The sequence below is a fragment of the Bradyrhizobium sp. C9 genome (assembly GCF_002532045.1).
Lineage (GTDB): Bacteria > Pseudomonadota > Alphaproteobacteria > Rhizobiales > Xanthobacteraceae > Bradyrhizobium.
Genome location: NZ_NWTG01000001.1, coordinates 149,999 through 164,618, shown reverse-complemented (window position 1 = coordinate 164,618; position 14,620 = coordinate 149,999). Strand labels below are relative to the sequence as shown.

The following is a 14,620-nucleotide window of genomic DNA, read 5'->3' as shown; positions in this document are numbered from 1 at the left end:
GTCTCATCCCACGGGGTGGCGGTTGAAAGCCGAGTAGTGGCCGGTCACGTGATGCTCGAGCTGCCGCTCGATGTCGGCGAGCAGGCTGGAGGCGCCGATGCGGAACAGGTCCGGCTCGAGCCAGTCGCGACCCAGCTCTTCCTTCATCAGGAACTGATAGGTGAGCACGTCCTTTGCCGTCGAAATTCCGCCGGCCGGCTTGAACCCGATCCTGTAGCCGGTGCGCTCCTGATAGAGCCGGATCATCCGCAGCATCGCCAGCGTCACCGGCAGCGTCGCATTGACGCCTTCCTTGCCGGTGGAGGTCTTGATGAAATCGGCGCCGGCCATCATGCAGACCATCGATGCCTTGGCGACATTGCGCAGCGTCTTGAGGTCACCCGTGGCCAGAATCGTCTTCAGATGCGCGTTGTCGCAGACCGCGCGGAAATCCCGGACCTCGGCGTAAAGCGCCCGCCAGTCGCCGGTCAGCACGTGCTCGCGCGTGATGACGATGTCGATCTCCTGCGCGCCGTCCCGGAGCGATGCCTCGATCTCCTTCAGCTTCAGCTCATGCGGCACGAGGCCTGCGGGAAACCCGGTCGAGACCGCAGCAACCGGGATGCCGGATCCATCGAGCGCTTCGACAGCTGCGCCGACGAACCGATGGTAGACGCAGACCGCGCCGGTATGCAGGGCGCGCCCGGCAAAGCCGAGCTTCTCCATGACATCGCCGCGCACCGGCGCCTTGGCCTTGGCGCAGAGGCGCTTGACCCGCTCGGTCGTATCGTCGCCATTGAGCGTCGTCAGGTCGATGCAGGTGACGGCCTTGAGAAGCCACGCCGCCTGCGCGTCCTTCTTCACGGTGCGCCGGCCCGGCAGGCTGGCAACCCGCCGTTCGGCGGCCGACAGGTTGATCCTGATGTCGTCGACCCAATCCATCTCGAGCGCACGGCCGCTGTTGCGCGGCAGGGGATGCACATGCTCGTCGCCCGGGGAAGGCGATTGCACGGCCAATGGGGACGGATTCTGTATGAAGACGCTCTGCGTCATGGCGGCGCCGTGCGGTCCTAGCGAATCGACGAGGTGGCCAGATAGATTGAATGTGCCGATCGCAACATGTGATCCTCCCCTGACCTTGCCGCGGGTCTGCCGCCTGCCGAGGACGACATCGTCTCGACACCGGATCAGCCCGCTGGACTGAATGTTATTATTGTAACAGATCGACGTTGCTAAACTCACAACATTGTAAGATCATTGTCAATCGGATAAGCAAGCTCGGCGATCAAAATGGCTGAAACTTCCAACGCACGACCAAGCGAGACACGCGTCCAGCGCCTGCAGAGGCTGCGCCGCGCCGTCGAATCGAGTGGCGCGCTGCACCTGAAGGACGCCGCCGAGCTCCTCAAGGTTTCCGAAATGACGGTGCGGCGCGACCTTGCCGGTCCGGAAGCCGCACTCGCTTTGCTCGGCGGCTACGTCGTCAATGCGGCGTCACCGACCGGGATCAAGTACACGTTCGAGCAGGAGATCGATCAGCACACCCAGGACAAGCGCCTCGCCTGTCGGGCTGCCGCCGCCTCCATTAGGGAAGGCGACACGATCTTCATCGACTGCGGCACCACGATGCAGTCGCTGGCGGATTGCCTGCCCGAGGATCTGCCGCTCTCGGTGATCTGCTATTCGATGAACGTGGCGTCGATCGTGACGCACCGGCCCAAGACGCAGGTGATGGTGATGGGCGGTCTCTATCATCCCTCGTCGCAGTCCTTTGCGTCCGATGACGGCCTGTCCTACCTGCGGCGGCTCGGAATCAACAAGGCCTTCATCTCCGCCGGCGGCGTGCATTGGACCCGCGGTGCGAGCTGCTCGAATTTTCACGAAGTCGCCGTCAAGCAGGCCGTCATCGAGACCGCGATGGAGAGCGTCCTGGTGATCGACGCGAGCAAGCTCGGCAGTCTCAAATCGGCATTCTTCTCCGACATCGGCGCGTTCTCGCGGATCATCGTCGGCGGCGCGGCGTCATCGGACATGCGCAAGCACTTCCGCAGCCTTCCCGTCGAGTACGTCACCAGCGCAACCTGATCCGAGCGGGGGCTGGCACGCCCGGATCAGGCTGCTCACGATGCGCAGGCTCGCGGGACCACGCATCGAACTCCTTTGGCTTAGTTGCAGGCCGGCTTCGCCTTGTTGCAGACGTCGGTCAGCTCCGGCGGCGGCTCCTTCTTGAACACCGTCTTGTAGGATTCCAGCACATTGGACTGCGTCACCGGCAGCGATTGCACGCCGACCCAGGCCGGCGTTTCCTTGCCCAGCAGCGCATTCATCATCGCCATCGCCTCCGCGACGCCCTGATCATAGGGGCGTTGCGACCCGGTCGCCTTCAGCGGCCCGCCTTTGGCGATCTCGATCGCCGATTGCAGGCCGAGGTCGACGGTCGTGACGGGAATGTCGATGCCCTGCGCGCGCATCGAGCTCAACGTGTCGAGCGCCGGCTGATCCCAGACCGCGTACAGGCCCTTGATGTCAGGATTGCCGGTGAGGAAGTCACCCGCGATCTGCGATACTTTCGGGGGGTCGGTGAAGTCGACCTGCTTCATCTTGATATCGGGACGGTTCTTCTGCATCCATTCGCGGACGCCCTTGGTGCGCTCGTTGGTGCTGAAATAGTCGACGCCGAAATTGACGAGGCCGATGGTGCCGCCCTGCGGCATGCAGGAGGCCAGGATCTGGGCTGCGATCTGTCCGTTACCCAAATTGTCCGCCGAGATCATCGAGGCGTATTCCTCCGGATGCTTGAGGCCGGTCGGAATGCTGTCCATCAGCACCAGCTTGATCCCGGCCTTGGCGACCTTCTTGTAGGTCGGCGCGGTCGCGGTGAAATCGACCGGGATCGAGATAATGCCGTCCGGATGCTGCTGGATGGTGTTCTCGATGTCGGCGATCTGCTTGTCGACCTGATATTCGGCGGAGGCGACGCCGGTCACCGTCACGCCGTACTTCTTCAGCGTATCGGTGATGCCCTGGATCTGCAGCTGCGCCCAGTCGAGGTTGACGGTCTGCATCGAGATGCCGACCTTGAAATGCTTCTCCTTGACCTTGGCGGCATCGGCGTCCGACAGCGCAAGCACCTCGGGCGAGGCGGCCTTCTCGCCGTGCGGCCCTTGCCCGACGATCGATTTCGGTCCAAGCGTCGCGAGATCGACGCCCTTGACGCAGGTTGCCGGCACTTCGGCGCGCGCCGAGGGGACGATCGAAATGGCCGTCGCCGCGATCAGTGCGGTCAGCGGCAGGGTTTGTCGCAAGATTGGCTTCATTGTTTCCTCCCTTTTTTGGTCGCCGATTAACCGGAGGCCAGCGACCTTGCCCCTACGTTTTCCAGGACCGTGCTCTAGCGCTTCGTGAAAGCGACCGCGGCCACGATGATCGCTCCCTTGATGACGAGCTGCAGCGGCGAGCTGACGCCGAGCAGCACGAGACCGTTGTTGAGCGTGCCGATGATGAGGCTGCCGAACAGCGTTCCCAGGATGTAGCCGCGCCCGCCGAACAGGCTGCAGCCCCCGAGGATCACGGCGGCGATGACGTCGAGTTCCATCCCCTGCACGACGTCGGGCCGCGCAGCGTGCGAGCGCGCGGACAACACCAGCGCCGCAAGCCCGGCCAGCGCGCCGGTCAGCACAAAGGCCGCGGTCGTCACCCATTTGGTATTGATGCCGGAATAGAGCGCCGCGGTCGGATTGCCGCCCACCGCATAGATGCGGCGGCCGAACACGTTGTAGTGCAGCAGCAGGATGCCGACGATCATCGCCACCAGCGTCCAGGCGATGGGAACGGGAATGCCGAGGAACGTGCCTTCGCCGAAGATCGCAAAGTAAGTCTCGTTGGTGATGATGACCGGCTTGGTGTTGGTCACCATCATCGCCAGCCCCCGCGCCATGCTCAGCGATCCCAGCGTGACCAGGAAGGACGGGATCGAAAGCTGCGTGGTCAGGATGCCGTTGAGCAGTCCGACCAGCGCACCGGTGCCGAGCCCGGCAACGGCGCCGACGATCCAGCTGTTGCTGATCTGGCTCATGGCGAGCGCCGCGGCCATGCCCGACAGTGCCAATGTCGATGCCACCGACAGATCGATCTGACGCGCGATGATCACGAAGGTCATGCCGACCGCGATGATCGACACCAGCGTGGTCTGGCGTCCGATATTGAGGAAATTGTCGACCGACAGGAACCAGGGCGAAGACAAGCTGAACACGACGAGCAGCACCACGAAGGCGATGTACAGCATGTAGGGCCGCTCGCCCCGCAGCAGATTTTGCAGCAGCTTGCGCCGACGATCGGTTCGGGTCGACGTGGCGACGACATTGGGCGCGGTCAGTTCGGTCATGCGGGCAACTCTTGCAATAGGCCTTGTCCGGAGGCCTGGTATATTTGCAGCAGATGATGGAGCTCTTCGGCATCATTGATCTCGCCGCGCGCAAGCGTTCGCGCGACGCGTCCGTCGACGATCACGGAGATGCGGTCGCAGAGCTCGATCAGCTCAACGAGATCCGACGAGACGATTAGTACGCCGCTGCCGTCGCGCGCGGCATTGCGGATCACGCCGTAGATTTCCTCGCGTGCGCCGACGTCGACACCGACCGTCGGCTCGTCCAGCAGCAGCACGCGCGGCCGCGGATCATTCCATTTTCCGAACACGACCTTCTGCTGGTTGCCGCCGGACAGTGTCCTGACCAGGCTGGAAGCACCTTGCGCCCTCACCGAAAGCCGCGCGACCGCAGTTTCCGCACGTCGGGCCGCAGCGCGTTGCTGCATGAACCCCCAGCGCGAGAAATGCGGAATTCGCGGCAAGGTGATGTTGCGCTCGATCGAATGGTCGAGGACCAGGCCCTGCACGTGCCGATCCTCCGGCACCAGTGCGACGCCCTGATCGATCGCATCGGCCGCGCTCTTCGGCAGCCATGGCCGGCCCTCGATCTCGAGCGTGCCGCTCTCGGCCGGCCGAAGCCCAAAGATCGTCTCCAGAATCTCCGTGCGCCCGCTGCCGATCAAGCCGGCAAGGCCGTGGATCTCACCCTTCATCACCGACAAGTCGACGGCCGACAGCCGATCGTTCGACACACCCGACAAGAACAGAACCGGCGATGAATCGAACGAACGCGCTGCCGCGGGCGCGGCACGCGATGCTGCGGGCGCCAATCGATCGGTGCCGATGATGGCGTTCACCAGCCGCTTCATGTCGGTCTCGGCGGTGACGAACGTGCCGGCGTTGGCGCCATCACGCAGCACCGTGACACGCTGCGAGATCTCGAACACCTCGTTGAGCCGATGGGTCACATAGATCACGCCGACGCCGCGGCGCGTCGCCTTGCCGATCGCATCGAACAGGATGCGGACCTCATCCGAGGTCAGCGAAGACGTCGGCTCGTCGAGGATCAACAGCCGCACCTCGCCCATCAGCGCCTTGGCGATCTCCGTCATCTGGCGGTACGCGAACGGCAGCGAGCCGACCGTTGCTTTGGTATCGAGGGGAATGCCGAGTTCACCCAGGAACGCTTCGGCCCTTGCCATCAGCTCGCGCTTCCGGACGAAGCCGAACCGCGCGCGCGGCTCGCGGCCGAGCAGCAGATTGTCGGCGACGCTCAGGGATTCGACGAGACTGAGGTCCTGATAGACCACGGCGATCCCGGCCTCGCGCGATCTTGCCGGGCTGTCGAACGTCGCTGGCCTGCCGGCGATCTCGATGGTGCCGCTGTCGGCGGCATGAACGCCGCTGAGGATCTTGATCAGCGTGGATTTTCCGGCCCCGTTCTCGCCCAGCAGCGCATGCACCTCGCCGGCACGGACCTCGAGGCTGACGTCGCGCAACGCCCGCACGCCGCCGAAGCGCTTGTCGATGCCGCCGACCATCAACAGCGACGTCGACGGCCGAGACTCTGCCGCGTCCGAACCCGACAATTCCGTTTTCCTCCCGTCACCCGCGCCAGGCGCTGATGCGATGGTGACATCTTGTTATTTTTGCAACTTATTGTGTTATAATTCTATCACATCGGGCGACCTGTCAATGGGAGATCACGCCGTCAGGCGCTCCAATTGGGGCGGCCGGTCGCGATCAGGTTCGGCACCGCCCGGCACACGCCGCCGGCCTCGCCACGCGCGATGGAAGCCGGCAGGTTGTGCTAGGCTTCAGTCGCTCATCTCATCAAAGCCAACGCCGGTGAACCGCGATGAAACTGAGTGCTGCGATTGCCGTCGCCCTGATCTGGTCGTGCCTTCCTGCGACTGCGCAGCAAGGCGGTGCCGCGCTCTACGCGCAACGCTGTGCGCAGTGTCACGACAGCAGCAACACCGATATTCGCGCACCGAGCCGCACCGCGCTGCAATCGAAGTCGTTCGAAGAGGTTCTGGGTGCGATCACCACCGGCGCGATGTCGTCCTTCGCGCAGGGGCTGAGCAATGACGAGCGGGCGGCCATCGCCTCGCTCGTCACCGGCAAGGCCGCCTCGCATGCGTCGGCCGACAGTGCAGGCCAATGCGCGCAGAGCGAGACCGGCTTCCCGCAACCGATCGATGGGCCACGATGGAACGGCTGGGGCGCGGATCTCAACAACAGCCGGTTTCAGCCGGCGGCAATGGCCGGCCTTACGCCAGACCAGGTCCCGCGGCTGCGCCTGAAATGGGCCTTCGGGTTTCCCGGCACGTCCGCTGTCTACGCTCAGCCGACGGTCATCGGCGGCTTGCTGTTCGTCGGCGGCGGCGACCGCAAGGTCCATGCCCTCGACGCCAAAACCGGATGCACCCGCTGGGTGTTTCCAACCGAGGCGCCGGTCAGGGCGGCCATCAGTTTTGCTCCGCTGGATAACGGCCAGTCCGCCATCGTCTTCGGCGATGTGCTGGCCAACGTCTACGCGGTGAATGCTGCGACCGGCGCGTTGATCTGGAAAAGCAGGGTCGAGGATCATCCGGCCGCGCGGATTACCGGTGCGCCAACCTTCTATTCCGGCGTTGTCTATGTCGGCGTGTCATCGATCGAGGAGGCGACGGGGTCCCGCCCCACCTACCAATGCTGCACGTTTCGCGGCAGCGTCGTGGCGCTGAAGGCCGAAACCGGTGCGCAGATCTGGAAGACCTACACCATCGCTGACGCGCCGCATCCCGCACGGACCAACGCCATCGGGACCCAGCTGTTCGGTCCGGCCGGCGCGTCGGTCTGGTCCGCACCGACGATCGATGTTCAGCGCCAGGCGCTCTATGTCGCGACATCGAACAGCTATGCCGACCCGGCAACCGACACCAGCGACGCCATCCTCGCGTTCGATCTGGCGACCGGGCGAATGCTTTGGCATCAGCAGGCGACACCGAAGGACAGCTTCGTCGTGGCGTGCTTCGGCACCGACCAGAGCAACTGTCCGCAGGATCGCGGTCCCGACCACGACTTCGGACAATCGCCGATCCTGGTGACCTTGCATGACGGTCAACGCGAGCTGGTCGTCGGCCAGAAATCCGGCGTCGTACATGCACTCGATCCCGACCATGAGGGCAAGATCCTGTGGCAGACGCGGATCGGCCAAGGTGGCCCGCTGGGAGGAACCGAATGGGGCTCCGCCGCCGACCAGGACCGAATCTATGTGGCCAATTCCGACGTGCGGTTTTTGAGGGACGGCTCGAGACGTCTCAATTCAAGCGAAGGCGGTGGCTTGTTCGGCCTCGATCTTGCGACCGGTAAAGTCGCGATGCAGGTGGCGCCGGTTGCCTGTGGCGATCGTCCCCAGTGCAGTCCCGCGCTGTCCGCCGCGGTCACCGTCATTCCCGGCGCCGTGTTCTCGGGCGGCGTGAGCGGCTTTCTGCGCGCCTACGCCACCGACGATGCGCGGCTGCTTTGGGAGGTCGACACCGCGCGCGACTACACCACGGTGAATGGCGTTCCGGCCCGTGGCGGCGCCATGGACGGCCCCGGCGCGGTCGTCGTCGACGGCATGCTGTATGTCAATTCCGGCTACGCACAATGGGGCGGCCTGCCCGGCAACGTTCTGCTGGCCTTCGAGGTCGGCAGCCCCTGAGAGGCGCCATTTCAGGATCTGCGCCGACACGTTGAGCACCACTCGCGACGGGCCATTCGTGCTTTGATGTCGGCCAGGATCGGCTGAGAGGTCCGACGGGAGGCCTCCTGCCAGCCGACTTCGCTAGCTATTACAGTTTTTGATGGGGCCATAATTGTCGATAGATCGATCGGGCGTTGCGAAGCTTTTGCTCATTCAAAGTTTACCCAATTTTGATTTTTTGGTTGACGACGATGGCCTGCGTGTCCGGGCACAATTGGCGATGAAAAAGAATTCATTGGAAGATACCGAAGAAGTTTGCCGGCTGACCACGAGACCGGCCTGCCGGGCTTTCGATCCTTGTCGAACGATTCGCATTCGCGATGACCGTGGACCTTTGCTGAAGCGACGAATCGGGCAGGCTGCGCGAATGGGAGCGGTCGCACTCTTCGTTGCCGTGGCATCCAGTTATCAAACGTTCGCCCAGGCCGGCACATCGACCGCAAATCTGACCGTTCAGATCACCATCACGGCGGCTTGCACAATCAACGCTGCGACGCTCAATTTCGGGAGCGTGTCCGGAACAACGCTCGCGACCACCTTGCAGTCGGGCAGCACAACCGTCTCCGTCACCTGCACCAATGGCAGCCCGTACTCCATCGCCATGGACAACGGAGCAAATGTGTCCGGCAGCCAGCGGCGGATGACGAATGCCGGGAATTTCATCAACTACAATCTCTATACTGATGCAGCCCATACCAACCCCTGGACCACGGCTACCAGCAGCACCACCTGCACGACCACGAACGGCTGCTTTCTCGGCACCGGTAACGGATCGGCACAGACGGTCAACATTTACGGCACCGTTCCCGCCACCGGCACCGCACCGAGCACCGGCACCTACACGGACACGGTGGTCATGACCATCACCTATTGAAGAAGGGGCCGCGGCAGCGGCCCGCTGTTCTGTTGCATCTGCGTATCGACGAAATGCCTTCTTGGCGCATGATTTCGAAATCGATTGGGCATCGCGATGCATCAAAATTCGACTCTGCTAGCCGCGTTTGCCGCAAGCTTGGCATGCCTGGAGGTTGCCCATGCCACCGCGCTTCGCGTCGAACCCGTTATCCTCGAACTGAATGCGCCGGCGGCGGCGGCTTCCCTGACGCTGCGCAATGACGAAGATGCTGACGTCGAGGTCCAGACCCGCGTGCTTCGCTGGTCGCAGTCCGACGGCAAGGAGAGTCTTGAACCGACGACCGATGTGGTGGCATCACCTCCGGCCGTCAGGATGGCACCTCATTCAGACTACATCGTGCGGGTTGTGCGGGTGTCGAAACAGCCGGTCAATGGCGAAGAAAGCTATCGTGTCATCGTCGACCAATTGCCACGAGCGGGCGGCAGCCAAGGTCGCAGCGTCAATCTTTTGATACGACAGTCGATCCCGGCGTTTTTTCGTGGCCGCGAGATCAGCCGGCCACAGGTTTCCTGGGCGCTCCGTACCGAAGCTGGCCAACTAACCGTCGCGACCAGCAATGCCGGCGACGAGCGGTTACGCATCGCGAACTTGCGGCTTAAGGATTCTTCGGGAGCTACCTTGTCGTTTGGCAACGGTCTCCTCGGCTATGTCCTCGGACATTCCTCCATGAGTTGGGCCACGCCGAAATACCCTCGCGGCTTTGGATCTGGCGGATCCATCTCTGTCACGGCGGAAACGGACAAAGGCCAGACTCATGCGGTTATTGAGTCGCCGACTCGGCGGTAGAAGAGGCTTCACGCTTGTGTTCATTTTTGCACTCCTCGGCATGGTCCTCTGTGCCGGGCGTTCGCGCGCGGGGGAAAACCAGACAAATCTGCAACTCGATGTCGTGATCAACTCCGTGCCCGCCCGAACAATCGGATCATTCGTGCGGTTCGACGACGGTCGTATCGGCGGAACGCTGGAGGAACTCGAAAGCCTCGGCCTGCAACCGGGCCCATCGCATCGACCGGGCGAGATCATCGCATTGGATGATATCCCGACCCTAAGGTATCGATATGAGGAGAGAACACAGCGGATATTCATTGCCGTCGACGAAGCCGGACGCAAGCCGCAGCTCTTTGACGCAGGCGGCTCCAGCGGGAACCTGCCAAAGGCGCGGGCCGATCCCGGTGCGGTGCTGAATTATGACCTGTTGAGTTCAACCAGCAACGCAGCTACCCCGAGATTAATCGGCCTCGGTAACACATCGCTTTTGCTCGATGCTCGGGCGTTTTCACCTTACGGCACCGCCGAACAGTCGGCGATCGTCCGCACTGGTCCGCAGCAGCCTGCGCAGGCCACACGGCTGAATTCGTCTTTCCAGTATTCCGACCCAGGCCGGATGATCAGCTACGTTGCTGGGGATACGATCAACGGCGGACTGGCCTGGTCACGGCCGGTCAGGATCGGTGGCCTTCAGGCTCAACGCGATTTTACCCTGCGGCCCGATCTCATTACCGCGCCGCTCGCGACCATCGGCGGTAGCGCGGCAGTGCCGTCAACCGTCGATGTCTATGTCAACAACATCAAGACATTTTCTCAGGACGTCGCGTCCGGCCCTTTCAGCGTAAACAACGTACCGCTGATTTCCGGCGCCGGCACGACGCAACTCGTGGTGAGGGATTCGGCAGGTCACGAAATTCAGACGTCGGCGCCGTTTTATGCGACCTCGAGCCTGCTTGCGCCCGGACTGAGCAGCTGGTCGGTGGAGGGCGGATTGCCGCGGCTATCCTACGGCTCGAGCAGCGACGTCTATGTCGGCTCGCCGGTCGGCTCTGCAACCCTGCGACGAGGCATCTACGATGGCTTGACGGCAGAGGCGCACGTCGAAGGCGGAGCCGGCGTCATCAACGGTGGCATCGGTGGTACCTTCAGGACCGGGACGATCGGTGTCGCCGCCGTGGCCCTGGCCGGCAGTGGAAGCGGTACGAACCGCGGTCTGCAGAGCTACGCTTCCTATGAGACCCGGCTCTTCGGCGTGAGCATTTCGGCGAGTTCGCAACACACCCTCGGCACCTATGACGACCTTGCCTCGGCGACCGCAAAATTGCAAAATATCGTGACGTTAAACGGCGGCCTGCAAAACCTGAACGGTCTGTTCAACTACCTGCCCGGCAGTATCTCTTCGTTGTCGAACTCGTTTGCCTATGTGACCGGCATCTATGGCAGCGCCCGTGCGCCGGTCGCACTCGATCGCATCACTTTCAGCGCTCCGATGCCGTTCGACCCCCGAGCCAGCCTGAGTGCAAGCCTTGTCGGTCTGCGCGATGACGCAGGCAATCGTTCCAATATCGTGACGGCCTCTTACTCGCGTTCGTTGCCCTACAATGCGTCGATATTCTCCACCGTCTTCCACGATTTCGGTACCAAGAAGAATACCGGCATATTTGCCGGTTTGAGCATCCCTTTTGGCGACTCAGCTTCGATCACGACCGGAGTTTCGAGCGGACGGACCGGTACAACCGGTAGCGTTGATGCCGTCAAGTCGCTCGGGCCGGAGCCTGGCAGCTACGGCTGGCGCGTGCACGATTCCGAAGGCGCATCGAGTTACCGGGAGGCCACGGCTTCCTACAGGTCGAGCTACGGCACCATCCAGGCAGGCGCAAGCCAGGCCGGAGCCGGCAGCGTGGGATCGCTGGAATTGCGCGGTTCGATCACCACCATGGGAGGCGGTGTTTTCCTTTCGAACTGGATCGACGACAGTTTCGCGGTGGTCGCGACTGGCGTGCCGGATGTCGAGGTCCTCAGCGAGAATCGCCGGGCGGGTGTCACCGATTCCAGGGGCATGCTGCTGATCCCGACGCTCCGGTCCTACCAGAAGAACAAGATTGCGATCGACCCGACGAACCTTCCGGTCGACGACGAGGCAGCAACGACGCATGACATCGTCGCTCCGGCAGATCGCGCCGGGTCGCTCATCAGATTCGATGTCCGCAAGGAGACGACGGCTGCGCTGGTTACCTTTATTGGGCCCGACAATCGCGTTCTGCCGGCTGGGGCTGTCGGCCATATGACCGGTGGAGTAGAATTTGTCGTAGGCTACGACGGACAGGCCTATATCAAGGGGCTCTCGTCACTGAACGAAGCCGAAATCGAGTTTGCCGACGCACGCTGCCGCGCCACGTTTGCGTTCATTCCGCGGCCGGGCGAACAGGTTCGGATCCCCGGGGTCGTGTGCCAATGATGCGGTCATTTCCCACGTAAAACAATGCCTTCGTGCGTCAGTTTCCTCGATCATCCGTTCTGACCAACCCGCATTGCGAGATCGAAATCGTGGTCATTGGCTCAAAGCGAACCCTGGTCTTTGCCTTGCTCCTGCAATTTGCGGCATCGTTTTCGGCCTACGCCCAAAGCTGCTCCGTTACCTCGGCGTCCGGCAACTACGGATCTGTCGACATCCTGGCGGGTGGCGCCGTCGATACGACCTCGACATTTACCGTAACATGCAGTGGCTGTGCGCTCGGCTGCACGGTCAATGCATGTGTGCAATTCGACCAAGGGGCGCCCAACAGCAACAGCTCGGTTCGATCGCTGGGAAGTGGAGCGAATACGGCAATACATGAGCTCTATTCGGACTCCGGACGGACGCAAGTCTGGGGATCCTGGGGATACGGAACCACCGCGTATGGCTCCGGTGGCGTCAGCATCAATCTCAGCCTTCCTCTTTTGGGCGGGTCCACACAACAAAGCCTGACCGTCTATGGGCGCTTCCTCGCCAATCAGCAGGCAACGATACCCGGGACCTACGTCTGGAGCACGGCGTCTCCGGTCGTCGCCTACGCGGCCTATCTTCTTACAAGCCCGAATTGTTCGTCGAACCCGGGAACGACAACAAATGCAGGCTCCTCGCCATGGACGGCGACAATCGCCGGAAATTGCATTGTTTCGACCACGCCGCTCAACTTCGGTAGCGCTTCGCTGCTGACGGCGAATATTGACGGCGTTGGGACGATTTCGGTGAAGTGCACCAATACGACCCCCTACTCGATTGGCCTCGACAACGGATTGCACGCAAGCGGCAGCCAGCGGCGCATGCAGGCAAGCTCCAGCTTCATCAACTACAATCTCTATACGGACGCGGCCCGGACCGGCGCCTGGACAAGTACGACATCCGCTACAACCTGCACGTCCGGTGCCAATACCTGCGTGCTTGGCACAGGAACAGCGTTGAACCAGAACATTTCAGTCTATGGACGTGTTCCACCGCAAACCTCGCCCCCTCCAGGAGCCTACGCCGACACCATCGTCGTCACCGTGACCTTCTAGCCCGATCTTCCCATAGCGCGACCACCGCACCAGAAACGTGCCCATTTCGTTCGCGCGCAAGTTCGCGCACCGCAATCATTCGACGAAATCGGTACAGATGATTTGGGTGACGATAAGCGCGTTGGGCGGCTTTCGATGGTCGCCAGCTTATCAGTTGAGAGACGATCCAAGAGAGCCGCTGCTCAGTAACTCAGCACGAATGCGTCGCTGAGAAGTCCATTACACTCTTTCATGTAGAGAGATGAGGGAGAATGAGGGAATGAATTATGTCGCGTCCAAGCAAAAGAGCCCGGCTCTACAGACGTAAAGCCCGCTATCGCGAAGGCAGGCTCGTCGCCCAGTCTGTTTGGATCATCAAGGACGGAGACCGGCATATCGCCACAGGATGCATTGCGAGCGCGTCTGAAACAAACCGCCGCAGAAAGCAGGGCAAGCGCTGGGAAACCACATCGCGCAAAATATCAACCGGAGCGGAGCCGAAGAGATATAGAAGACATCGATTGCGCCGACGTGCTGTCGATCTATTTGACCGATATCGGCGAACCAGGTGATCAGTTTGATGATTGAACCCAAGGATCGATCGGCTCAACGATCTTTTGGGGTGGCAAGAAGCTGTCGGCAGTCAACGCAGCGATCAACCATCATGCAAAGAGGGCTTTCACCGGGGCATGGTTCGCGTGTCCCTCCCGCCGAAAGGCGAGGCGCGCGACCGATGGCTGACACGCACCGAGGCGGCAGCCCTGTTCTGGCAATGTTGGCGCTATCGAGAGAAGCAGACCATCTACGCTGGCAGTTCAAAGGGCGACCCGGTACGGCCAGACCGCCGACCACTGCGACACGTGGCCAGATTTATCCTGATCGGCCTCTATACCGGCACCAGGGCCGGCGCCATCGCCACCCCCGAGTTTGGGCACTCGTACGTTGATCTGGAGCGTGGTATCTTTTACAGGAGGCCGATCGGGAAGCGAGCCACCAAGAGGCGTCAGACGCCCGCTCCACTTCCACCCCGGCTACTGGCTCATATGCGTCGCTGGAAAGACCGGAAGCTGATCGGCACCTGCTTCGTCGAGTTCAATGGCAAACCGGTGGCTTCCGTCAAAAAAGGCTTCAAATCTGCCGTGGATCTGGCCAAGCTGCCCGGGAAAGTCACTCCGCACACGTTGCGCCACACGGCAGCGACCTGGCTGATGCAGCGCGGCGTGCCGATTTGGGAGGCTGCCGGGTTCCTCCGCATGTCGCCGGAGGTCCTGCAGGATACAGATGGCCTTCACCTCCCGATCACTTGCGCGGGGCGGCTGCAGCTATTCGCCAAAAAGCG

10 protein-coding genes and 1 pseudogene are annotated in these 14,620 nt (G+C 62.2%); 7 read left to right on the top strand and 4 right to left on the bottom strand.

Annotation, left to right across the window (positions count from 1 at the left end; translation table 11 throughout):
• Positions 1–3: 3 nt before the first annotated feature.
• On the bottom strand, positions 4–921 hold the full coding sequence (gene deoC / locus CO675_RS00710; protein WP_245452630.1) for a deoxyribose-phosphate aldolase: 918 nt from the start codon (positions 919–921) through the stop codon (positions 4–6).
• Positions 922–1,269: 348 nt separating this feature from the next.
• On the opposite strand from deoC, the gene CO675_RS00705 reads away from it, so the two are divergent.
• The gene (locus tag CO675_RS00705) at positions 1,270–2,064 is read left to right on the top strand and encodes a DeoR/GlpR family DNA-binding transcription regulator (RefSeq protein ID WP_097670131.1); all 795 of its coding nucleotides are present in this window, start codon (positions 1,270–1,272) and stop codon (positions 2,062–2,064) included.
• 80 nt (positions 2,065–2,144) lie between these two features.
• Here CO675_RS00705 and CO675_RS00700 read toward each other — a convergent pair whose 3' ends face one another.
• The 3 genes from CO675_RS00700 to CO675_RS00690 form a co-directional block, all read right to left on the bottom strand.
• A complete protein-coding gene (locus tag CO675_RS00700) occupies positions 2,145–3,296 on the bottom strand; it encodes a substrate-binding domain-containing protein (protein WP_097670130.1) in 1,152 nt (383 codons plus the stop codon).
• Positions 3,297–3,370: 74 nt separating this feature from the next.
• Complete coding sequence (locus CO675_RS00695; RefSeq protein ID WP_097670129.1) at positions 3,371–4,363, bottom strand: ABC transporter permease; 993 nt, start codon at positions 4,361–4,363, stop codon at positions 3,371–3,373.
• Positions 4,360–5,934, bottom strand: a complete 1,575-nt coding sequence (locus CO675_RS00690; protein ID WP_245452577.1) for a sugar ABC transporter ATP-binding protein — start codon at positions 5,932–5,934, stop codon at positions 4,360–4,362. The genes CO675_RS00695 and CO675_RS00690 overlap by 4 nt, the downstream gene beginning before the upstream one ends.
• A 269-nt stretch (positions 5,935–6,203) precedes the next feature.
• On the opposite strand from CO675_RS00690, the gene CO675_RS00685 reads away from it, so the two are divergent.
• The 6 genes and pseudogenes from CO675_RS00685 to CO675_RS00660 form a co-directional block, all read left to right on the top strand.
• Positions 6,204–8,036: an outer membrane protein assembly factor BamB family protein gene (locus CO675_RS00685; protein ID WP_097670127.1), complete on the top strand. Its 1,833-nt coding sequence runs from the start codon at positions 6,204–6,206 to the stop codon at positions 8,034–8,036.
• Positions 8,037–8,190: 154 nt separating this feature from the next.
• Entirely contained in the window at positions 8,191–8,952 is a 762-nt protein-coding gene (locus CO675_RS00680) for a Csu type fimbrial protein (protein WP_143278849.1), read from the top strand.
• A gap of 84 nt (positions 8,953–9,036) precedes the next feature.
• Positions 9,037–9,780, top strand: a complete 744-nt coding sequence (locus CO675_RS00675; protein WP_097670125.1) for a fimbrial biogenesis chaperone — start codon at positions 9,037–9,039, stop codon at positions 9,778–9,780.
• A gap of 16 nt (positions 9,781–9,796) precedes the next feature.
• On the top strand, positions 9,797–12,220 hold the full coding sequence (locus tag CO675_RS00670) for a fimbria/pilus outer membrane usher protein (RefSeq protein ID WP_158231165.1): 2,424 nt from the start codon (positions 9,797–9,799) through the stop codon (positions 12,218–12,220).
• A gap of 32 nt (positions 12,221–12,252) precedes the next feature.
• Entirely contained in the window at positions 12,253–13,302 is a 1,050-nt protein-coding gene (locus CO675_RS00665; RefSeq protein WP_097670123.1) for a Csu type fimbrial protein, read from the top strand.
• 668 nt (positions 13,303–13,970) lie between these two features.
• Positions 13,971–14,453 (top strand): annotated as a pseudogene (locus tag CO675_RS00660) (site-specific integrase); the annotation flags it as partial.
• Positions 14,454–14,620 lie beyond the last annotated feature (167 nt).